20 protein-coding genes are annotated in these 23,126 nt (G+C 36.1%); 14 read left to right on the top strand and 6 right to left on the bottom strand.

Going from position 1 to position 23,126, the window contains the following annotated elements:
• Window position 1: 1 nt before the first annotated feature.
• The 3 genes from OL234_RS01020 to OL234_RS01030 are packed head-to-tail and all read right to left on the bottom strand — an operon-like array spanning window position 2 to window position 3,420.
• Window positions 2-1,438, bottom strand: coding sequence for a PTS transporter subunit EIIC (locus tag OL234_RS01020; RefSeq protein ID WP_275469320.1), 1,437 nt, complete (start codon window positions 1,436-1,438; stop codon window positions 2-4).
• 21 nt (window positions 1,439-1,459) lie between these two features.
• Entirely contained in the window at window positions 1,460-2,350 is an 891-nt protein-coding gene (gene murQ / locus OL234_RS01025) for an N-acetylmuramic acid 6-phosphate etherase (protein ID WP_275469321.1), read from the bottom strand.
• The gene (locus tag OL234_RS01030) at window positions 2,350-3,420 is read right to left on the bottom strand and encodes a DUF871 domain-containing protein (RefSeq protein ID WP_275469322.1); all 1,071 of its coding nucleotides are present in this window, start codon (window positions 3,418-3,420) and stop codon (window positions 2,350-2,352) included. Before OL234_RS01030 ends, murQ begins: the two co-directional genes overlap by 1 nt.
• A gap of 250 nt (window positions 3,421-3,670) precedes the next feature.
• Here OL234_RS01030 and OL234_RS01035 point away from each other — a divergent pair, with 250 nt between their 5' ends.
• The 3 genes from OL234_RS01035 (at window position 3,671) to OL234_RS01045 (ending at window position 5,756) form a co-directional block, all read left to right on the top strand.
• The gene (locus OL234_RS01035; RefSeq protein WP_275469323.1) at window positions 3,671-4,078 is read left to right on the top strand and encodes a CidA/LrgA family protein; all 408 of its coding nucleotides are present in this window, start codon (window positions 3,671-3,673) and stop codon (window positions 4,076-4,078) included.
• Entirely contained in the window at window positions 4,056-4,760 is a 705-nt protein-coding gene (locus OL234_RS01040) for an LrgB family protein (protein WP_275469324.1), read from the top strand. The genes OL234_RS01035 and OL234_RS01040 overlap by 23 nt, the downstream gene beginning before the upstream one ends.
• A gap of 219 nt (window positions 4,761-4,979) precedes the next feature.
• Window positions 4,980-5,756, top strand: coding sequence for a Cof-type HAD-IIB family hydrolase (locus OL234_RS01045; RefSeq protein WP_275469325.1), 777 nt, complete (start codon window positions 4,980-4,982; stop codon window positions 5,754-5,756).
• A gap of 42 nt (window positions 5,757-5,798) precedes the next feature.
• Here the strand turns inward: OL234_RS01045 and def are convergent, their stop codons facing one another.
• Window positions 5,799-6,362, bottom strand: a complete 564-nt coding sequence (def, locus tag OL234_RS01050) for a peptide deformylase (RefSeq protein ID WP_275469326.1) — start codon at window positions 6,360-6,362, stop codon at window positions 5,799-5,801.
• A 396-nt stretch (window positions 6,363-6,758) separates the two neighbouring features.
• Here def and rpsO point away from each other — a divergent pair, with 396 nt between their 5' ends.
• From rpsO to nrdG, 9 genes are all read left to right on the top strand, one after another.
• A complete protein-coding gene (gene rpsO / locus OL234_RS01055; RefSeq protein WP_275469327.1) occupies window positions 6,759-7,028 on the top strand; it encodes a 30S ribosomal protein S15 in 270 nt (89 codons plus the stop codon).
• 199 nt (window positions 7,029-7,227) lie between these two features.
• Window positions 7,228-9,345, top strand: a complete 2,118-nt coding sequence (pnp, locus tag OL234_RS01060) for a polyribonucleotide nucleotidyltransferase (RefSeq protein WP_275469328.1) — start codon at window positions 7,228-7,230, stop codon at window positions 9,343-9,345.
• 191 nt (window positions 9,346-9,536) lie between these two features.
• Window positions 9,537-10,658, top strand: a complete 1,122-nt coding sequence (locus OL234_RS01065) for a CDP-glycerol glycerophosphotransferase family protein (protein ID WP_275469329.1) — start codon at window positions 9,537-9,539, stop codon at window positions 10,656-10,658.
• A 69-nt stretch (window positions 10,659-10,727) separates the two neighbouring features.
• The gene (locus OL234_RS01070) at window positions 10,728-13,463 is read left to right on the top strand and encodes a CDP-glycerol glycerophosphotransferase family protein (RefSeq protein WP_275469330.1); all 2,736 of its coding nucleotides are present in this window, start codon (window positions 10,728-10,730) and stop codon (window positions 13,461-13,463) included.
• A gap of 275 nt (window positions 13,464-13,738) precedes the next feature.
• On the top strand, window positions 13,739-14,260 hold the full coding sequence (infC, locus tag OL234_RS01075; protein WP_275469331.1) for a translation initiation factor IF-3: 522 nt from the start codon (window positions 13,739-13,741) through the stop codon (window positions 14,258-14,260).
• A 24-nt stretch (window positions 14,261-14,284) separates the two neighbouring features.
• Window positions 14,285-14,485, top strand: coding sequence for a 50S ribosomal protein L35 (gene rpmI / locus OL234_RS01080; RefSeq protein ID WP_275469332.1), 201 nt, complete (start codon window positions 14,285-14,287; stop codon window positions 14,483-14,485).
• A gap of 115 nt (window positions 14,486-14,600) precedes the next feature.
• A complete protein-coding gene (gene rplT, locus OL234_RS01085; RefSeq protein WP_275469333.1) occupies window positions 14,601-14,960 on the top strand; it encodes a 50S ribosomal protein L20 in 360 nt (119 codons plus the stop codon).
• A gap of 309 nt (window positions 14,961-15,269) precedes the next feature.
• Window positions 15,270-17,462: an anaerobic ribonucleoside-triphosphate reductase gene (nrdD, locus tag OL234_RS01090; protein WP_275469334.1), complete on the top strand. Its 2,193-nt coding sequence runs from the start codon at window positions 15,270-15,272 to the stop codon at window positions 17,460-17,462.
• A gap of 61 nt (window positions 17,463-17,523) precedes the next feature.
• Window positions 17,524-18,126: an anaerobic ribonucleoside-triphosphate reductase activating protein gene (nrdG, locus tag OL234_RS01095; RefSeq protein WP_275469335.1), complete on the top strand. Its 603-nt coding sequence runs from the start codon at window positions 17,524-17,526 to the stop codon at window positions 18,124-18,126.
• 32 nt (window positions 18,127-18,158) lie between these two features.
• Here nrdG and OL234_RS01100 read toward each other — a convergent pair whose 3' ends face one another.
• Entirely contained in the window at window positions 18,159-19,202 is a 1,044-nt protein-coding gene (locus OL234_RS01100; RefSeq protein ID WP_275469336.1) for a sensor histidine kinase, read from the bottom strand.
• Window positions 19,203-19,227: 25 nt separating this feature from the next.
• Window positions 19,228-19,902 carry a response regulator transcription factor gene (locus OL234_RS01105; protein WP_275469337.1) on the bottom strand — a complete coding sequence of 225 codons (675 nt, stop codon included), beginning with the start codon at window positions 19,900-19,902 and terminating at the stop codon, window positions 19,228-19,230.
• A gap of 196 nt (window positions 19,903-20,098) precedes the next feature.
• Here OL234_RS01105 and OL234_RS01110 point away from each other — a divergent pair, with 196 nt between their 5' ends.
• Together OL234_RS01110 and OL234_RS01115 are read left to right on the top strand one after the other, a co-directional pair.
• A complete protein-coding gene (locus tag OL234_RS01110) occupies window positions 20,099-20,869 on the top strand; it encodes an ABC transporter ATP-binding protein (RefSeq protein ID WP_275469338.1) in 771 nt (256 codons plus the stop codon).
• A complete protein-coding gene (locus OL234_RS01115; protein ID WP_275469339.1) occupies window positions 20,856-22,904 on the top strand; it encodes an ABC transporter permease in 2,049 nt (682 codons plus the stop codon). The genes OL234_RS01110 and OL234_RS01115 overlap by 14 nt, the downstream gene beginning before the upstream one ends.
• The last annotated feature ends 222 nt before the right edge of the window (window positions 22,905-23,126 follow it).

A 23,126-nucleotide genomic window follows, 5' to 3' on the forward strand; every position in this document is an offset into this window, starting at 1 on the left:
ATTATTTACCTAACTGCATGTCTTTTGTAGTGCCAAAGAAATAAGTGGCAAGGAAACCACCAGCATAACCAGCAAGTAAGCCAATTACGTAGCCTAACCAATGTCCGTTAGCTATTAGAGGAATTAAGGCAACGCCACTTGGGCCAATTGAGGTAGCACCAATATTACCTAATAAGCCAAGTACCGCACCGCCAATACCGCCACCAATACAAGCAGTAACAAAAGGACGTCCTAGTGGCAAGGTAACACCATAAATTAAAGGCTCACCAATACCTAATATACCTACAGGTAAAGCACCTTTGATTAATTCAACTAATTCTGAATTTTTACGACATTTTAGCCAAAGTGCAACAGCTGCACCAACTTGACCAGCTCCAGCCATTGCTAAGATAGGTAATAAGAGAGTGCTTCCTGTTTGTTCAATCATTTCTAAGTGGATAGGGGTTAAAATTTGATGTAAGCCAAACATAACCATTGGTAAGAAGCTAGCACCTAGAACAAAACCAGAGAAGGCACCGCCGACTCCTAAAATCCAATTGATAACCCCAACTAAGGAGTTAGAAATAGCCCCGGCAATCGGCATGATTAAGAAAATGGTTGCTAGTCCCATCACTAACAAAGTAATGGTAGGCGTTACAATAATATCAATAGAATCAGGGATAACTTTACGTAATCGTTTTTCAATAAATGACATAATCCAAACCGCAAAGATTACTCCGATAATACCACCTTGTCCAGCTGCCAAGTCTCCTCCGGTGAAAATGTTAGGAAGAGGGGCCTCAGGCGACATCCCGGTAAGCATCGTTACACCTCCGATAACGCCCCCTAAACTAGGTGAGGCACCAAATTCTTTGGCACTATTCATTCCGACATAAATCACAAGATAAGCAAAGACACCATTTTTTATGATGTTCATTACTGCTGCGATATTCAGCCACATGTCACCAGAAATACTTCCTGCTGTTAGGAGATTTCCAATAATAGAGGCAAATCCACCAATAATACCAGCACCGACAAAGGCAGGAATGAGTGGCACAAAGATGTTAGAAATAGATTTTAAAGCTTTAGACCAAGGTTTTTGATTTTTCTTTTTGACATTAGCCTTCATTTCGGCCGCTTTTTGTTCAACAGCATCTTTGTTGCTAAGGTTTTGTGTAGTTGTATCTGGGAAAGTATCTCCCAAATTGACCCCAACCATTTGGACCATTTCTAAAGCGACTTTATTAACAGTTCCTGGGCCAATGACGACTTGCAAGGTATCATCTTCAACAATTCCCATGACACCTTTGACTTGTTTCAGCCCTTCTAAATCGACTAAGTTATAGTCTTTAATCCCCATTCTTACTCGGGTCATACAGTGAACCACTTTTGTTACGTTACTTGGTCCCCCTACATGATCGTAGATACCCGTGGCAATTGCTTTAATTTTATCAGTCATGTTAATCACTCCTTCAAGTTATTAGTTTAAAGTATTTCGGACAAAACCGTGGCTTTTAACCAGCTGTGCAGCTGCTGTTTCTTGATTAGAATTTGTTAAAATCATGACAATCGCTAATTTAACATCTTCGTTTGCTAAGATAAATGTTTCGCTAGCTGTTTCATAAGAACAGTCAGTTGCTTCCATAATAATGCGTTTGGCACGTTCAACTAATTTTTCATTCGTGGGTTTAACATCAACCATCAGATTTTTATAAACTTTGCCGATCCCAATCATTGAAACCGTTGATAACATGTTTAAAACTAATTTTTGAGCCGTCCCAGATTTCAAACGTGTGGAACCTGTTAAGATTTCTGGACCTACTTCCACTTCAATAGGGTAGTTAGCAAATTTGCTGATCGCTGCATTCGTATTGCAGGAAATAGTTGCTGTTTCAGCACCAATTTCTGTGGCATAAGTTAAACCGCCAATGACATAAGGTGTACGACCGCTTGCAGCAATCCCAACAACGATATCTTTATTAGTCAATTGAATAGCTGCTAAATCTTCTTTTGCTAAGGTTTGAGAATCCTCAGCGCCTTCAACTGCAACGGTCATAGCACTCATCCCACCAGCGATTAGACCTTGAACCATTTCAGGTTCTGTCCCAAAGGTTGGAACACATTCAGCTGCATCTAATATCCCTAGGCGGCCACTAGTTCCGGCTCCAATATAAATGAGACGACCATTTTGATTGAATGCTTCGATAATTTTAGTGACTACCGCTTCAATTTGTGGCAAAGATTGCTTGATAGCTTGAGGCACTGTTTGATCTTCTTCATTCATAATGCTTAAAATATCTTGGATGCTCATCTGATCTAAATTAAGTGTTCGTTGGTTTCTAGTTTCTGTTGTTAAATTAGTTAAATTCATTAGTTAGTTTCCCCTTTTTTATATAAAGTAAAGTGTTGTCCTGGTTTAATATAGTTGATAAGATTGCGATGTTCTGAAATGATAGTCGCAACTACGTTGACCTTAGGGTCTGCCGGAAGAGTGGTTTTACAAATTTGTAGTTCGCCCATGTAACGAGCATAGTTGGTATTATCTAACGTCACAGAGCCAATTGAACGTGTCGCGGTATTTTCCGGTTCAATCAAAGGGATTTCTTTAAAACGAGCGTCTTGACTACGAACCACATCTCTGGCATCATCTACGCGATTAGTGTGTGTCCCAATAAATAAATGAGCATGTGTCTCGATTGTCTCAGCAATTCTTAGGGACATGGTTGCTTGGGAAAAGTAGCTTGAAAATTGTTGGCGAGTTTCATAGGTTAGGCTTGAATCTCCTACATAAGCGGCATCAACTTGACAGTAGTCTAGTAAATCAATTGCTGCTGCTAAAGGATGCGTGGTTCTGTGTTCCTCTAAAGTGGGAAGGTGTTCAAAGAGCGGTCCACGTAATTGGCCATCGCCAGGAACAAACGCAATAACTGATAACCCTAAGTTATGTAGCCAGTTGTTTTTTTCTATAAAATGCTCACGTGCCAAACCTGTTTCTGGTCGAGGATAGTAGTTATGCCAAAGCTCCATCTGTTCAAAGTCTGCTTGATGATATTTGAGTAGTGCGACATCATTTTCCGTTAAGGTACTGGCATTCAAACCGACGGTCATTTCATTTGAAATTGTCGCAATCGTTTCCATTGAGATGCCATAATCCATTCTAAGACCAGTGATGCCCATTTTTTTTATTTGCAAGAGGTCGGTCTGAACGTCTAGTCCAATACTATTTAGTGCTTTAGTTGAAATATCAACCATTAAATCTAACTTTAATTCTTGGGCAAGTGCCCCAAGGTCAGTTAAACGAGCAGCATATTTAGTGGCATCATCTTCTGGGATATGAAGAGAAGTAAAGATACCTGTAAACCCTTGTTTGCTCATATTTTTGATATATGCTTGAGTATCGGCTGTCAAATCCTCACCTAAAAAAACTGAAAAACCTAACATATTAGAGCCTCCATTTCATTTTAATACGCTTTCATTATACAATAAAGAAATAATATTTCAATATATTTATAAAAAAATATTAAAAAAGAAATATAATTTCATGTTTTGAGTGGAGGTTTCCAAAATGAACTTTCATTTTATAAGGGTTATTTCAAGTTTTTTGAAAACTAATGAAAAATTTTGAAAATCATAGCAAAACTTAACAAATCTGCTATATAATAATTAAGTAAAGTCTGGAGGAGAAGTGGACATGAAGTTATTTAAACAGTTTTTATTGATCATTAGTTTTTCCTATCTAGGTGAAATTGTCTCGAAACTCTTTAACTTGCCGATTCCAGGAAGTGTGATAGGGATGTTATTATTATTTACAGCTCTGTACTTTAAAGTTGTAAAAGTTGAAGAAGTCGACACAGTAGGGACTTTTTTATTAGATAATTTGAGTATTTTATTTTTACCAGCGGGAGTTGGTATCATGGTTTATTTTCCGGTTATTAGGGAAACATGGTGGTCATTATTGATCATTACTATCATCACGACAGTTTTAACGATGGCAGTCGTTGGTAGGATAGTTCAAGGTGTCAAGCGTAAATTTGAAGGCGATAGTGTAGAATTGGACAGAGAGGAGCAACAAGGACATGTTACACGAATTGACGAGTAATCCCTTATTTGGTTTAGTGTTATCAATCGCGATTTTTTTAGGTTCACGGACTTTGGCAGGTTGGTTGAAATGGCCAATTTTTAATCCACTGATTGTGTCAATAGTCGCAGTTATTGCCTTTTTAAAAATAACAGGTATCACCTATGATGATTATTATGTTGGGGGAAGTATTCTTAATATGTTAATTGCTCCGGCTACGGTTGCGTTAGCTATTCCGTTATACAAATCTTTCCATTTATTAAAACATCATGCGCGGTCAATTGTATCTGGCATTATTTTAGGCTCACTATTTAGCACGTTGCTAACGACGTGTCTCGCTGTATTATTTAAATACGATAAGTCTCTAGTAGCCTCTATCTTACCTAGATCAGTGACAACCGCTATTGCTATTGAGATTTCATCCAAAATGGATGGGATTACAACTGTTACGATTATTGTTGTGATTATCACAGGGATTATCGGAGCGATCACTGGACCAAGTATTTTACGCATGGCAAGAGTAGATGAACCGGTTGCTAAAGGAGTTGCTTTAGGGACGTCAGCACATGCTATTGGAACTGCTAGAGCCATGGAATTAGGAACAGTTGAAGGGGCGATGTCTGGTTTAGCAATTGGAGTGACCGGTGTGGTCACAGTTTTTATTGCACCAATGATGTTAAAACTTTTTTTTCTATTAACTTAAGTTAAACTAAAGTAGTCCAATTTTTTGGGCTACTTTTTTATTACTAAATCAGATAGGCAGAATGATTAACATCATATTTAGTAATAAATAATGTGGTATTATTATAAGTATCAATTCGGTAAAGGTAAGAATAGCGGTCCCAACTCTAGTCGTGATTATTTTTTAGCGCTAGTTGGCGTTACTAGTACTTAACCGTTGTAAATTAAGGAGCTTTCAAACGTGAAAAAAAAGTTATTAGCATTTGATATCGATGGCACACTTTATGATTCAAATAAAAAATTGTTGCCAAGTAGCATTCAAGCTATTAAAGAGTTACAAGCGGCAGGTCATTTTGTCACCCTAGCGACAGGACGTAGCTTGATGTCCTCACAAGAAGTCATCTCAGAACTAGGCGTGGAGAATTATATTCTTTGTAATGGGGCTTACGCTTTTTGTCAGAATGAGTTGACTCATAGTTTTCCCATTGATAAGAATGAGTTGAAAAAAGTGGTTGCCTTAGCTAATGAAGAGCAAATTGATATCCTTTATCAAACATTAGATAATGTTAAGCAACAAGGTCCTTTTATTCATCAACGAAATCAAGAAAAGCAAGAAGGCTATAGTGAATTTAAAGCGTCGTATGAGTTTGATATTGAAGAAGAAGACGCTATCTATCAAGCTATTATGTTTTGTGATCGTCAAACAGAACAGCTCTTTGAACCGGTATTAGATAAATTGCGATTTACACGCTGGAACGAAGATGGACTGGATGTGATTGCAGCAACGGGGTCTAAGGCAGAAACCTTAGGTTTAATAGCACGCCAACAAGGCATCGCTCAAGCAGATATTATTGCGTTTGGTGATGGAGATAATGATATCGAAATGTTAGATTATGCCGGTCTAGGTATTGCCATGGGCAATGCCTCAGAAACGGTTAAACGTGTTGCCGATGATGTCACCGCCAGCCATGATGAAGACGGAATCGCGTTAGCTCTTAAAAAATATCATTTAATCTAAATAAAAAAGAACTTGATGCCTCAGCACCAAGTTCTTTTTTGTTTAGTCAATAATAAGGACATCCTTATTAATAGCGAAAGGATTAGGTTTATTAATGTGATCATAGAACATAACTCCATTTAAATGATCAATTTCATGTTGGACAACAATCGCTTCGTAATTTTTAAATTTTTTCTTTTGAGTCTCCCCATTTTCATCAATATAGGTTACTGTAATACGAGCATGACGAACGACATATCCAGGCACGTCACGATCCACAGATAAGCAGCCTTCACCATCTCTTAGACAAGCATCTTGAACAGTGTGGCTGATGATTTTAGGGTTATACATAATAGCGTTCAGTAAGGGGGTTGGGTTTTCTGGGTCGTTACTAGGTAGATGGACAGCAATCACACGTTTAGCAATATCTAATTGTGGTGCAGCTAATCCAACGCCACCACGTAAGTTGTATTTTTCAGCCATCTTAGGATCTTGACTATTTTTCAAAAAGGTCATCATGTCTTGGCCTAGTTGCTTGTCTTCCTCAGATAAGGGTAAGACAACCTCAGAGGCAACTTCACGTAAAGTAGGGTTACCTTCACGAATAATATCAGTCATTTTAATCATTATTTATCTCTCCTTATTAAATGAAAATTAATCTGTGCGGTTATCAAAAATAGAGCTAACTATTAGCAACAATCTTCCAGATATAATCGTCTTTTACATCACTTTATTGTATCATATTCTACCAAAAAAAAGATAGGGAATTGGTTGACAAATAGGCATAGAATGAAAGAAAAATTTAGAAGGTAAACTTGCTTAAATAGGTGCAATAAAAGACGGTGTGACAAGTGAAAAAAGACTTTTTCACCAGATAGGGGTATGAATAAATCTACTTGCAATTAACTAGGTATTAAGGTAAAGTAATATTGTATGAAAATTCATACCGCCCATTACTTGGTTTGTCGAATCACCAACGGTCTACTCAGTTATCGGGTGAAATTTTAGAAAGAGGTGGATACAATGGCAATGTCAAAAGAACAAAAAAACGAAATCATCAAAAAGTACGCTCGTCATGAAGGAGATACTGGTTCACCAGAAGTACAAATCGCTGTATTAACTGCTGAAATCAACCACTTGAACGATCATTCACACGTTCATAAAAAAGATCACCATTCATACCGTGGCCTAATGAAAAAAGTTGGTCACCGTCGTAACTTATTAGCTTACTTACGTAACAATGATGTAGCTCGTTACCGTGAATTAATCCAAAGTTTAGGATTACGTCGTTAATCATAACTGACATCAGTAGAGGAAGTGAGGTTCGTTTCGAATCTCGCTTTCTTTTATGATTTAAAATAAAAATAAGGTAGCAGTACTGTTAATGAAGACTACTATACAAATGAGAGCAGTGCCAACGCCAGCTAAGTTGGGTGTTGACATTTGTTTAGTAGAACTGAGACAGGCTGCTTGAAAATGAAGGAGCAAATCAATGAGTTCAGAAAAAAAAGTATTTTCAATGGATTGGGGCGGCCGCCCTTTATCAGTTGAAGTCGGTCAATTAGCAAAACAAGCCAATGGGTCAGTATTAGTACGTTACGGGGATTCAGTTGTGTTAACAGCAGCAGTTGGATCAAAGGCACCTAAAGATGTGGACTTTTTCCCATTAACAGTTAATTATGAAGAAAAAATGTATGCGGCTGGTAAAATCCCAGGTGGCTTTATCAAACGTGAAGGACGTCCCAGTGAACATGCTACTTTAACAGCTCGTTTAATTGACCGTCCAATTCGTCCGATGTTTGCTGACGGCTTCCGTAATGACGTTCAAATTACTAATATTGTCATGAGTGTTGAGCAAGATTGTACGCCAGAGATGTCAGCGATGTTAGGATCATCTCTTGCTTTATGTATCTCAGATATTCCATTTAATGGTCCAATTGCAGGTGTTAACGTTGGTCGCGTTGATGGAGAGTATATTTTGAACCCAACTGTGGAACAAACCGAGTTATCAGATATTGAATTAAGTGTTGCTGGAACAAAAGACGCGATTAACATGGTTGAAAGTGGTGCTAAAGAAGTATCTGAAGAAGATATGTTAGGTGCTTTAATGTTCGGTCATGCTGCGATTAAAGAACTTGTTGCTTTCCAAGAAAAGATTGTTGCTGAGCTTGGTAAGGAAAAAATGGAAATTACCTTGTTACAAGTTTCAGAAGAATTGGCAACTGAAATCAATGCTGCTTATAAAGAGCGCATGGTAGAAGCGATCCAAACTGAAGAAAAATTAGCACGTGAAGAAAATATTGAAGCGGTTAAAGCTGAGATTATTGAAACGTATGAAGAAAAATTAGCAGACGATGAAGAAATGGCTAAAAAGCTCAAAGAAGTCCGTCAAATTGCTGAAGATATGGAAAAAAATGAAGTCCGTCGCTTAATCACAATCGAAAAAATCCGTCCTGATGGTCGTAAGATTGATGAGATTCGTCCGCTAGCTAGTGAAGTTGGCTTATTACCGCGTACCCATGGTTCTGGATTATTTACACGTGGTCAAACCCAAGCGTTATCAACTGTTACCTTAGCACCTTTAGGAGAGCATCAAATTATTGATGGTCTAGGTTCAGAAGAAACTAAACGTTTCATCCACCATTATAATTTCCCACAATTCTGTGTAGGCTCAACTGGTCCAACACGTGCCCCAGGTCGTCGTGAAATTGGACATGGTGCTTTAGGCGAAAGAGCAATGGCCCAAGTGATTCCATCTGAAGAAGATTTCCCATACACAATTCGTGTGGTATCTGAAGTATTAGAGTCAAATGGTTCTTCGTCTCAAGCAAGTATCTGTGGTGGTATCTTAGCATTAATGGATGCAGGTGTTCCAATTAAAGCACCAGTTGCAGGGATTGCAATGGGATTAGTTATGGATGGGAATGACTATACAGTCTTAACAGATATCCAAGGTCTAGAAGATCACTTAGGTGATATGGACTTTAAAGTGGCTGGAACAGAAGCAGGTATCACTGCCTTACAAATGGATATTAAAATTGAAGGAATTACTGAACAAATCTTAACTGAGGCTTTAGCTCAAGCTAAAAAAGCACGTATGGAAATCTTAAATGTGATTACAGATGCGATTGCTGAACCACGTGAAGAATTGAGTGAGTATGCACCTAAGATTGAAATGATCAAGATTGATCCAGCTAAGATTAAAGATGTTATCGGTAAGGGTGGCGACACTATTAATGGTATTATCGATGAGACGGGTGTTAAAATTGATATTGATCAAGATGGGAATGTTAGCATTGCCTCAGCGGATGCTCCAATGATTAAACGTGCCATCGAAATTATTGAAGAATTAACGAAAGAAGCTAAAGTAGGCGAAACGTACCATGCTAAAGTTGTTCGCGTTGAAAAATTTGGTGCCTTTGTTAACTTATTCAAAGGAAAAGATGCTTTGGTTCATATTTCTCAATTGGCACATGAGCGTGTAGCTAATACCGAAGATGTTGTTAAAATGGGTGACATGATTGATGTTAAAATCACTGAAATCGATAAACAAGGTCGCGTGAATGCGTCACGTAAAGTATTATTAGAGAAACCTGAAGAAACTAAATAGTAAATTTTCAGTCGCTACTAGAAGACTATTTCTAGTAGTGACTTTTTTTATCCGATTTATTGAATAATTGTTAAAAAAGATTTGGGTAAGAGTTGTTGTGTTGTTGCTTGGTTTTTAGACAAGTGATATTATTGGAAGGAATGAGTCAGTTTTATTTAGTAAACTGACGGGTAAAAGGAGCTTTAATAAAAATGAAAAAAAGTGAAAAGGTCGCTAACTATTTAAGTAAATTTTTTACTTGGATTCTACCTGTCAATCCTAAGATTATTGTATTTGAAAGTTTTATAGGGCGACAATATAGTGATAATCCACGTGCAATTTATGATTATATAAAAAAGTATTATCCTCAGTATCGCTGTTATTGGAGTGTAGATAAAAAAAGTGCTGATAAATTTCCGGAAGAGTTAGAAATAATAAAAAAAGGGACCGTTAAGTGGTTTTATATCATGGCAAAAGCTAATTATTGGATAGCCAATAGTCGAATCCCTCTTTGGGTAACAAAACCTAAAAAAACGACGTATATACAGACTTGGCATGGTACACCTTTGAAAAAATTGGCTTTAGATATGGATATGAGCACATCGACTTTGAGAAATCCTGAAGTTTATCAAGAGGAATTTCGTCAAGAAACCCAAAGATGGGATTATTTAATCTCACCTAATAGTTATTCAAGTGCTATTTTTAAACAATGTTTTGATTTTAAAAATGACATGATTGAATCAGGGTATCCACGAAATGATTATCTAATCAACTATCATACCATTGAGAATCAAACTAAGATTAAAGAAAAATTGGGTATTCCTAAGGACAAAAAAATTGTTCTATATGCCCCAACTTGGCGTGATGGGATTAAATTTGAGTCAACCTTGGATTTGAAAAAAATGCAACAAGCGTTAGGAGAAGAGTATTTTTTATTAATTCGTCTCCATTATTTGGTAACTGAAGTGACAGGCATTGATGGTCAAATAGATTTTGTTAAAAATGTGACAGATTATCCAGATATTAATGATCTCTATCTTATTAGTGACCTACTGGTGACAGATTACTCAAGTACGTTCTTTGATTATGCCGTGTTAAAACGTCCGATGATTTTTTATTGTTTTGATCTGGAAGAATATAAAAATGTCTTAAGAGGGTTTTATTTTGATTTTGAAAAAGAAGCTCCCGGTCCAATTGTGACAACGACAGATGAGGTGATTCAGGCAATTCAAGCAAGTAATCGTTTATCAGTCCCAGAGGAATTTGTTGAACGTTTCACACAACTTGAAGATGGACAAGCAACTAAAAGAGTAGTAGAGAAGATTTTTAAATAAGTAAGAGATAGCAAAGCCAATAAAGATTAACGAGAGAATGTTATAAATTAAATAACTGGAGGTTACTTCTTGAATAAAAAAAAATTAAAAAAACATCTAACTGATACGGTTTATATTCGTAACCGTAGAAAAAATATTCTGAAAAATACCATTTTATTGGAAGCAGCTAAAGGTCAAGGAATTGACGGGCATATTTTGGCACTATTAAAAGCTGACACAATAAATCAACTGGATAAAATATATGTGGCTGTTGTCCCAGAGAAAAGAGAACAAGTTACAACGATTTTAGCATTAAATAAATTGACGAATGCCACTATAATTGATTATGGTTCTGTTGATTACTTTAAAAAAATGGCGCGTTGTGAATTTTTAATTAATGACACAACATTTGCTCCAATTTTTAGTAAAAGACCAGAGCAAAAATACAATATTATTTGGCATGGGACACCTCAAAAATATTTAGGGAAAGATATTAAACCAACTGGTTTTGGAAATGTTCAAAATAACTTTTTTGCAGCTGATGCGGTTATTGTGAGCAACGAGCATACAAAAGATGTCATGATTAATGCTTTTAACTTAAAAGACATTAGCGATACTTCTGTTTTGGTTGCACCATCGCCTCGAAATTCTTTATTATTTACAGAGGCCACCGAGGTATATGGTCAATATATCACTACAAAGAAACATTATTTATATCTGCCTACTTGGCGCGATGGTGGGCAAGAGACTTACTTAAGTTATTTGACATCTATTGATCAGTCTCTGACAGCAGACGAAACATTTTTTGTCAAATTACACCCACTAGCCCAAGCAATGGCAGGAATTGATTTTACGAAGTTCGAACATATCAAAGCATTCCCAGAAGCTGATTTATATCAATTTATAACGCTGATGGATGTTATTGTGACAGATTATTCTTCAATCTTTTTCGATTTATTCAATACGGATAAAAAAATCATTTTATTTAATTACGACAAAGAAAAATATTTTGCTAGTCGTGGCGTATACGAAAATGTTAAAGAATTGGGTCTGAAAGAATGTCAAACAGTGCCAGAACTGATAGATAGTATGAGAACAGATGGAACAGCAGATTATGCAGAATTAGCTGAAATGTTTACAAGACAAGATAATAAAGAGGGAAGCAATCAAGTTTTAGACTATATTTTGAATGGCCAAACAGCGTCAACTATTGAGTGCTACCTACCTAGGAATAATAAAAAGAATATTGTTATTTTTGCAGGTGCCTTGTGGGACAATGGCATATCCAAATCGTTTTTTAACTTTATTGATGAATATAAGGTAGACGATACAAATATTATTTTAATGATTGAAAATAGAAAAGTTGGCGCTAAACATGCACATAAATTAGAAAATCTGCCGGAGCATGTGACGTATATCGAACGACACGGTGGTCCTGTCGCTACTCTTTACGAGAAACTATTTAATAAACACTATACGACAAACAAAGAACCTAAACCCCTTGATGGTCTGATTGTTAGATATATCAAGCGCGTCTTTAAACGTGAGTTTGAGCGTGTTTTTAGTCATTTAGACTTAGCGCAGTTTATTCATTTTACAGGATTTGATGCCAATTCAGCTTTATTAGTGATTGGTGGTAAGGAATATGATCAAGGCATCAAACAAACTATTTTTTGCCATACAGATATGGTCGAAGAATATGAGAAGAAAAAAAATTATAAACGAAAAATTTTATTACAAACTTATAAAACAGTAGATGATATAGCGGTTGTGAACCATTTGATTGGGGAGTCACTTGTTACTAAATACCCATTTTTAAAAGGAAAAGTTAAAACCGCTACTAACTTTTTAGGAGACAAATTAGTTAGGGAGTTGGCAACAGTATCACTATGGTCTGATATCAGAAATAAAACTGTGACAGTTAAGACCCCTTTGCTTGATTCTATTGAAAAAGTTGTGTTAGAGTACGGGGTAGCTGACGCCCATCTTGGTGATATTCTTTCAAAACAACAAGTCAACTTTCCTTATTTAGAGCAAAGTTTACCATTGATTAATGAGGAAACGAGTCAGGTTTTACCAACAGGTTATGAAGTTGAGTATCAGTTTAATATGTTACCGTATATTTATGGCTATACTAAAATGAAATTGTTAGAAGATTTAGCTAACCCAGAGATAAAAACATATGTTTATCTTGGTAGATATAGTCCTGAAAAAGGTGTTGAGCGGATCCTATATGCTTTTGAAAAATTGCATGAAGACAATCCGAATAGTCGTTTGGTGATGATTTCACCTCATGGGATGACTAAAAAAATTGTGTTGTCATACTTACAAAAAGCTGCTATGCGTGAGAGTGTTTACATTTTTGATGGGATGGAAAATCCATATAATTTAGTTAGACAGTGTGATGCGCTTGTTTTAAGTTCCTATTATGAAGGTTTAGGTTTAGTCGCGTTAGAGGCAATCGCTGCTGGCACCAAAGTCATTACGACCGACTTACCTGAGTTGACTAGAGTCTTATTGGCCCATGGTAAGTTGTCCGATTCTATTTTAGAAAGAACGGATATCTTCTTTGATGAAAGTGAGTATCAAAATTTTGTGGTTAATCATGACTTGATTCAAGGTGATTTTGTAGATGAGAGAAGCGACTCGTACCCTGTATTTTATGAAGGAGATGCAATGATTGTTGAAAACTCTGCTCGAGGGATCTATTATGGCATGTCTCACTTCTTGTTAGAAGAAGATCAGGTTTATCAGCCCGACTTTAAGTTTGATGAGTTGGCCTTGATTTCGCAAAAACAATATGAAGACATCTTACGTACAAATTAAAGTTAATTAGTTAAAAGACCACGAAAGGTAAGATATCGTGGTCTTTTTTTGATAGTCTAAGGGAAATGTTGACATTTTAAGTAGAACTTGCTATACTGATTAAGTTGAGAATTAAGCAGAAGCACCCGCTTCTCGCCTGAGTTGATTTGAATCACTGGGCTAGATAACTTTTTCAGAGTCAAGTGTCAACTTGTGCTGGAACGATTGCGGGGTCTTCATAAAGAAGACTCTTTTTTTCTGTCTGAAACTCGAATAAATAAACAACAGAGAGGTGAATGACCATAGCAAAGGATATGATGGTAAACGACGGTATTCGTGCACGTGAACTGCGATTAATCTCAGATACAGGCGAACAATTGGGCGTTAAAACTAAAGCTGAAGCCTTAAAAATGGCGGAAGATGCGAACTTAGATTTAGTAGTAGTTGCACCCACAGCGAAACCACCAGTAGCCCGCATCATGGATTACGGTAAGTATCGTTTTGAGCAACAAAAAAAATCGCGTGAGGCTCGTAAAAACCAAAAAGTAATTAACGTTAAGGAAGTAAGATTAAGTCCGACAATCGATAGTAATGATTTTAATACAAAATTACGCCAAGCACGCAAGTTTCTTGAAAAAGGAGATAAAGTGAAAGCTTCAATCCGTTTCAGAGGCCGTGCCATTACTCACAAACAAATTGGTCAGGATGTCTTAATGCGTTTTGCTGACGAAAACAAAGATTTAGCCGACATTGAACAAAAACCAAAAATGGACGGCAGAAGCATGTTTCTTATGTTAGCACCAAAAACAGAAAAGTAAGATGATTTTGAGGAGGAAATAAAGATGCCAAAACAAAAAACACACCGCGGTTTAGCTAAACGTGTAAAACGTACAGGTGGTGGCGGACTGAAAAGATTCCGTGCCTTCACTAGTCACCGTTTCCACGGAAAAACTAAAAAACAACGTCGTCAATTACGTAAAGCGTCAATGGTTTCAAAAGGCGATTACAAACGTATCCGTCAACAATTAGCTCGTATGAAATAATTGTTAACCAAGCTGCTTTAAAAAATGATCATGACCATGACTGAGATTTTACTCAAAAGGTCAAACTTAAAAACTATAACGAATTATCGTAACATAACTCGAGGAGGAAATAACCATGGCACGTGTTAAAGGTGGTACTACAACCCGTCAACGTCGTAAAAAGACGCTTAAGTTAGCGAAAGGCTACTACGGTTCAAAACATACATTATATAGAACAGCGAAAGAACAAGTGATGAAATCTTATAGCTACGCTTATAGAGATCGTCGTCAGAAAAAACGTGATTTCCGTAAATTATGGATCGCACGTATCAACGCTGCTGCTCGTATGAATGGCTTAAGCTACAGCAAAATGATGCACGGCTTAAAATTAGCTGAAATCGACATCAACCGTAAAATGTTAGCTGATTTAGCAGTTAACGATGCAGTTGCTTTCACTGCTTTAGCTGACCAAGCTAAAGATGCATTAGCTAAATAATAAGTTTAAAAACATCTTTCCTAGTGAGAGGTGTTTTTTTTGTTTCAATTAAATTTAAAATGGCTGTGATTTCACAAACTTTTTATCTGTTTTTAACAAATGATTTTAAACAAAGAGCTTAATTTGTCACTACTAATACTTGTTATTAACATAATTCACAATTTCCACAAAGTTCATTATCAAACAAAACAAGACACTATATATAGTGTCTCGTTTTGTTCTTTTATTAAAATTAGCACCATATATAGTTGAAAAGAATGGTCTGTTCAGTTAGAATAGGGGATGTAATAAAAGAAGGAGTGGTTAGTTATGGGGTTAAATGTTCAAAATAATACAAATGTTTTTATTATAGATAATAAATTGAAGCAGATGAAAGTCGTGAAACGTGATGGCCGGTTGGTTGAATTTGATCCACAAAAAATATATGATGCTTTACTAAAAGCAGAAGAAAAAATTTCAGGCGAAGTAAGTTTAGAATCTGCCGAAAAAATACAGCACATTGTTACCTTAGTTATCAAAGAAATTGCTGAACGTTTTAATGATAATGTCAAAATATATGAGGTACAAAATGTTGTCGAGCATTTCTTATTAGCAGAACAGTCTCATGACTTAGCCCAAGAATATATTAATTACCGAACCAATCGTGATTTTGAGCGAACGCAAGCGACTGATATTAATGTCACTATTGGCAAGCTTTTAGATAAAGATCAAACGGTGGTCAACGAAAATGCTAATAAAGATAGTGATGTTTTTAATACACAACGTGATTTAACAGCTGGTATTGTAGGGAAATCAATCGGGTTGAAAATGTTACCCGCTCATATTTCAAATGCCCATCAAAAAGGGGATATTCATTACCATGATTTAGATTACCATCCATATACACCAATGACTAACTGTTGTCTAATCGACTTTTCAGGTATGTTAAATGAAGGCTTCAAAATTGGGAATGCTGATGTGGAAAAACCGCGCTCTATCCAGACGGCGACAGCCCAAATCTCCCAAATTATTGCCAATGTTGCTTCTAGTCAGTATGGTGGCTGTTCGGCAGATCGTATCGATGAGTTATTAGCGCCTTTTGCCAAATGTAATTATCAAAAGCATTTGCAAGACGCTAAAGAGTGGATTAGTGATGAGACACAACATGATGCCTATGCTAAAGCTAAAACGAGTAAAGATATTTATGATGCCATGCAAAGTTTAGAATATGAGATTAATACGTTGTTTACCTCTAACGGGCAAACCCCTTTTACATCACTAGGGTTTGGTTTAGGAACAAACTGGTTTGAGCGTGAAATTCAAAAATCAATTTTAAAAATTAGAATAGAAGGTTTAGGTCAAGAACATCGGACAGCCATTTTTCCAAAACTAATTTTTTCGATGAAAAAAGGCGTCAATTTAATGAAAGAAGACCCTAATTATGATGTAAAAGAATTAGCTTTGGAATGTGCAACCAAAAGAATGTATCCGGATGTGCTAAATTATGATAAATTAGTTGAGTTGACAGGTAGTTTTAAAGCACCAATGGGCTGTCGCTCATTTTTACAAGGCTGGCAAGATGAAAACGGTCAAGAAGTTAATTCAGGTCGAATGAATCTAGGGGTTGTGACGCTTAACTTACCGAGAATTGCCTTAGAGTCAAATGGCAATCAAGCAACTTTCTGGCGTATTTTAGAAGAACGTTTAGACATTATGAAAGATGCCCTTGTCTACCGAATTGAACGTTGCAAAGAGGCTACACCAGCTAATGCGCCAATCTTATATATGTATGGGGCTTTTGGCAAACGTCTAAAACGTCATGAAGAAGTCAATGAGTTATTTAAAAATAAACGTGCCACTGTTTCAATGGGATATATTGGTTTATACGAAGTGGCTTCAGAATTTTTTGGTGGCCAATGGGAAACTAAGCCAGAAGCGAAAGAATTCACCTTAGATATTATGCGTAAATTAAAAGGGTGTGCTGATCGTTGGGGAAATGAATATGGCTATCATTTTAGTGTTTATTCAACACCAAGTGAAAGTCTAACAGATCGTTTCTGTCGCTTGGATCGTGAAAAATTTGGGGTTGTTGAAAATATTACTGATAAAGAGTATTACACCAATAGTTTCCATTACGATGTCCGTAAAAACCCTACCCCGTTTGAAAAGTTAGAGTTCGAAAAGGACTATCCTAAATATTGTTCAGGTGGGTTTATTCATTATTGTGAGTACCCAGTATTGCAACAAAATCCAAAAGCCTTAGAAGCTGTTTGGGATTATGCTTATGATCGTGTTGGATATTTGGGAACGAATACCCCAATCGATCGTTGTTATGATTGTGGCTACGAAGGTGAATTTAAGCCAACAGCTCGTGGGTTCGAATGTCCTCAATGTGGCAATCGCGATCCAAAATCATGCGATGTAGTTAAGAGAACCTGTGGCTATTTAGGTAACCCACAAGCCAGACCGATGGTAAATGGTCGTCACAAGGAAATTTCATCAAGAGTAAAACATTTAAAATAAAAGAAAGGAGGCTATCAGGGGGATCTGATAGTCTCCTCTTAACATAGAAAGTTGGGAGCATATGCGTCATCCAAAACCAAAAGAGTGGTTATCAAAAGAATACAGTCACCATTATTATGCTGATTACAAACCTTTTAATTTTGTTGATGGTCAAGGAGTTCGCTGTAGCTTGTATGTCAGCGGGTGTTTATTTGCCTGTCCCGGTTGTTACAACCAAGCAATTCAAAATTTTAACTATGGTAATCCCTATACTAAAGAACTTGAGGATCAAATTATAACTGATTTAAGCCAAGACTATGTTCAAGGGATGACGTTACTAGGAGGAGAACCTTTCCTAAATACTGAGGTTTGTCTCTCCTTGGTAACCAGAATTCGTCAGGAATTTGGGAGCGATAAAGATATTTGGTCATGGAGTGGCTACACCTTTGAAGAGCTACTTCAAGAAAGTGAAGATAAATTAGAATTATTAAAGATGATTGATATTTTAGTTGATGGTCGTTTTGAACAAGACTTATTAGACTTGAATTTGCAGTTTCGTGGGAGTCGTAATCAACGAATTATTGATGTGGAAAAATCGTTAATAATGGGTGAAGCCGTCATTTGGGATCAATGTGTAGATGGCACAACTAAGTTTGAAAAAATTGCTAAAGGTGACATGATATAAAAAAGAAGTGCCCCCTAAAGGGCACTTCTTTTTTATAGTAATTTTTCTTCAACACCATCTGTATAATAGGCTATTTTTGGAAATAAAAGGCTAACGGTTGTTCCTTTATCAACTGTTGATTCTAGGTAAATTGGATGTCCTAATTTTTTTGCTAAACTTTTAGCTAGATAAAGTCCTAATCCGGTTGAACGGTGGGTCTGATTCCGACCGTTTTGACCTGTAAAACCTTTATCGAAGACACGTCGTTGATCTTCAAGGGCAATCCCGATACCGGTATCACTAATTTCCAACCAAGTACCACGCTCATTATGCGAGAGTTTAAGTGTAATTTGACCGTTATCAGGCGTATATTTAATCGCATTACTGATAATTTGATTCAAAATAAAGGCGAGCCATTTTTTATCAGTTAACACCTCAAAATCTGGTCCTTCAACCGCATAATGAAGATTGTGCTCAATGAAGTAATTGGCATGTTGTCTAATAACAGGTTGAATAATTTGTTTTAAGGAGCTTTCTTGGATTAAATAATCACGAGAAAAGCTATCTAAACGGGAGTAATATAGTACTTGATCGACATAACTTTCAATTTTTAGGGTATTATTTTCCAGTTGATAAAATTGACGTTCAGGAATCTCTTCCTCAATTGTTTCCGTGATAAGTTTGATAGAGGCTAAAGGAACTTTTATTTCATGAACCCAGCTATCAATAAAATCACGTTGTTCTTGTTGAGCGGTAATCTGTTGCTCTAGCACAGTTTGTTGTTGAGTCATCAAGTCCTCTAGATAATTGGCAATTAATTTATGTTCTTCAGATAGGGTTTGAAACTCAAAATATTCGGGTTCCGATAAATTAAAAGCTGGTTCTGATAACTGTTGAAACCAGTTTTTTTTCTTGCGAAAGCTTAAAGTAAGATACACAATTAGCACGAGAGATTGAAGAATAAAAAGGTAAAGGATCGCATCCCAGTTAATATGAACGCTAGGTGTGAGCCATAGTATTAAGCAAGTGAGACAAAGAAATAATAGCCATATAAATAAAATACTACGTTTATCTTTTAAAAATTTGAATAGTGTCATGGTAGTCCTCTCTTTTTAATTGTAACTAAGGGACAATATAGCCTTGGCCAACCTTGGTTTCAATGTAGTTTTTAATCCCCGCTTGTTCAATTTTTTTGCGCAAGCGATTAATATTAACAGTGAGTGTATTATCATCAACAAAACGTTCGTCATCCCACAATTTTCGTAGTAGTTTTTCACGACTTAAAATTTTCCCGTGATTTTTCATTAAATGATAGAGTAATTTGTATTCATTTTTACTCAAATCAACGGTGGTATCTTGAATTTGACAGGTACTATTTTCCATATTGAGCAATATCCCATTATGTTCAAGAATTTCTGAGGCTTGTTCGCTGTAATTATAAGTGCGTCGTAGTAGCGCATTGATCTTAGCGATTAAAATATCCATAGAAAACGGTTTGTTGACAAAATCATCGCCACCCATGTTCATTGCCATAATCATATCCATATTGGTATTACGACTAGAAATAAAAATAATAGGGACTTTTGAAATATCTCTTATTTTTTGACACCAGTAAAAGCCATCGTAAACAGGTAAGTTAATATCTAATAAAATCAGATGAGGCTGTTGTTCTAAGTAGTCAGTTAAAACTAAGTTAAAATCCGTGGTGGCATAAGTCTGAAAGTTCCATTTTTCTAAGGCATCACTTAATAAGTCTCGAATATTTTCTTCGTCTTCGACAATCATAATTTTAAACATTCGTTGTCCTCCAAGTAGTAAATTTGATAATTATTAGATGTATTATATCATTTTTTTAGTAAGACAGCAGTACGTTAGCCATCTGAGGTGACGAATTTGTAAGAGTATAAGAGTCAGTTGTAAGTAACATAGATGGTAAGAATTCTGATGACTTGCTATACTTAATTGAAAAGAATTGAGAAGAGGTGAGGGTGAGATGGAACAAGCTATTTTAGAAATCGATCGGATTACTAAAGTTTATGGGACAAAATTAAATCCGGTGAGAGTCTTGGAAGATATTTCTTTTTCGATTGATCAAGGTGAATTTGTAGGGATTATGGGGCCAAGTGGAGCAGGTAAAACGACCTTATTAAATTTAATTTCAACTATTGATCGACCAACAACTGGAAAAATTTTAATTAATCAAACGGACGTCACACGAATGCGTGAGAAAAAATTGACTACGTTTAGACGAGAGCAGTTAGGTTTCATTTTTCAAGATTTTAATTTGTTAGAGTCACTTAATGTAAAAGATAATATCTTGTTACCCTTAGCTTTGGAAAGAATAAGGTATCAAGAGATGATGGAAAGAGTGACATATGTCACTAAAATTTTAGGGATTGAGCATTTATTGGATAAGGCAATCGTGGATATTTCGATTGGTCAGAAACAACGTGTTGCGGCTGCCAGGGCTCTTATTACACAGCCTAAATTAATTTTAGCAGATGAGCCGACCGGCTCACTAGATTCAAAATCAGCAACGGAATTGTTACAATATTTAACAGCCGTTAATCAACAAGAGCAGGCCACTATTTTGATGGTAACTCATGATGCTTTTACCGCTAGTTATTGTCAAAGGATTTTATTTATTAAGGATGGGGCTATTTTTTCTGAAATCGTTCGTCAAGGAACTAGGAAAGAATTTTTTCAAAAAATAATGGACATGCAAACGGCGATTGGTGGAGGCATAAGCTATGATCTTTATTAGGCTCGTTCAAAAAAATGTTAAGACGCAATTCAAAAATTACTTGATTTATAGTTTAAGTATGGCATGTTCTGTAATGGTCTATTATAGCTTTATTTCGATGAGTTTAGATCAGAGTTTATTACAACGACTACACGCTAATCGGAATTTGGCCGCAACTTTGCAAGCCAGTGGTGCGATGATTGCTTTATTTATTTTTGTATTTATGTATATTGCCAATAGTTTGTTTATCAATAAACGTAAGAATGAGTTAGGTTTATATAGTTTATTGGGAATGCGTCGTTATCAGATTGGGTTGATGATTTTTTTAGAAAATTTAGTCTTAGGTTTATTTTCTTTGATTATCGGCTTGATTTTAGGTATTATTTTCTCTAAATTATTTTCAATGATGCTGGTTAAAGCCTTGTCTCTTGAAATGGATAGTCGATTTGTCTTTAACTTAGGGGCAGTAGAAAAAACGACTAGAATGTACCTAATCATTTTATTTCTAGTATCTCTGCGAGGTATTTATTTAGTTTATCGCTATAACTTAATTGATTTGTTTCGATCAGCTACCAAAGGAGAACGCTATATTAAGGTAACACTCTTTACGTGGTTAATCGGTTTTTTAGGTATTTTTTTGGTGTGTTTAGGATATTATCGTGCAGCACATTTATCAGACTATACGATGATATTGAATCAACACTATGAAAATGGGATGGGGCTATTCTTTGGTGTGATTCGCATTTTAGCTTACTGCGTTAGCGGGACGTATTTTATTTTTTATGGTTTTTTGCCTATTGTATTGGTGATGTTACAAAAGATAAAATCTTTTTACTATCGTGATATTCATATGATAACAACCGGTAATTTACGCTTTAACTTTCGTAAAAATGCTATGTTACTAGGGACAATTGCTGTTTTATCAGGAACAGCTATTGCTGCAATTGGCGGAGCGACTAACGTGTATTCTTTTGGGATAGAAGCAGCAGAAAAAGACAATCCTGTTAATTTTATAGTGGATGAGACACTTAGTGACGAGTTAGTGACAAAATTAAGCAGTCTAGAAAGGGAGAAGAGTAACTTAGAACAGGTTAATTTGCCAATCACTTTATTGAAAGGCGAGTTTGTGCAAACCTTTAGTGAGGAACAGACGACTGCGAAGGGCCCATTCAATATCATCAGTGAAAAAAATTATGCTGACTTACAAGCAATTAATCCACACCTAAAGACGCTAGCTAAATTGAAAGAGACAGAAGTGATTTATTTAGAAGGTGTGGTTTATGGTGGTCAAGGTGCGTGGAACAGGACATTTTCCACTATTAAGTTTGAAGGGTTTACTTCCTCTTTTAAAGTTAAAAATGTAATGATTGATGAATTAGGTGGGAGAATGCGTGCTCGCTATAATCTGCCAACCTTTATTATGGCCGAGTCACAAGTGGACAAGTTAAAAGGGCAAAAAAAATATACGTTAAGTTTCATAAGAAGCCACAATAAGTTGTCAGATGAGGCAGTCTATAAAAAGGTTGTAAGGAAATTCCCTCCTACTAAATTAAGATTAATAGAAGATAATGACACTATTTATGAAGAAAAGGTACCTCAAGCCATGGTTCAGAGGGACGACTATCTCGGATTAACGCGGGAGGTCGTCGTTGCAAGATACCCAGATTTGCAGAATAATCGAACCCAATTTGGTTTATTAGTGTATACGGCTATTTTTTTAGGGAGTATTTTTTTGATAGCAACTGGCAGTATTATCATGCTAAAACAATTATCAGAGGCGGAGGAAGAGCGTTCTCGTTACCAAATGTTACGAAAGCTTGGCGTCACTCAGTCACAGATCAAGGGAAGTATCTACCGACAAAATGCACTTGTTTTTTTCGTCCCAATTATTATAGCTGCTTTACACGGAAAGTATGCCTTGGTGGCCTTAAGTTATTTATTGCCGAGCAGTAATCAAACGCTAACTTGGCTGGCTAGAGGTATCATGTTAGTCATCTATTTGATTTTTTATTTAAGTACCGTTTCAAATTATAATAAAATTGTCAATAAGAGCTAGTCGTTTAATTTTTAATAAGTCTTTTTTTTTTAAGAAATTATTAAATAAGAAATTAGAGGATATATGGTATAATTTCTAGGAGTTAAAATGACTAGGGTAAAGTGTTGTGGTAGTAGGACTTTAGTAGTATTTTTTTATCCATCAAAAGCACGATGTGCAGCTATTTTTATTGACATATAATAAAGAAAAATAGAAAAATTAGTGATGAAGAAGAATCAAAAT

Origin of the sequence: Vagococcus intermedius (assembly GCF_029144185.1) — a bacterium.
In the GTDB taxonomy this organism is placed as follows: Bacteria; Bacillota; Bacilli; order Lactobacillales; family Vagococcaceae; genus Vagococcus_D; species Vagococcus_D intermedius.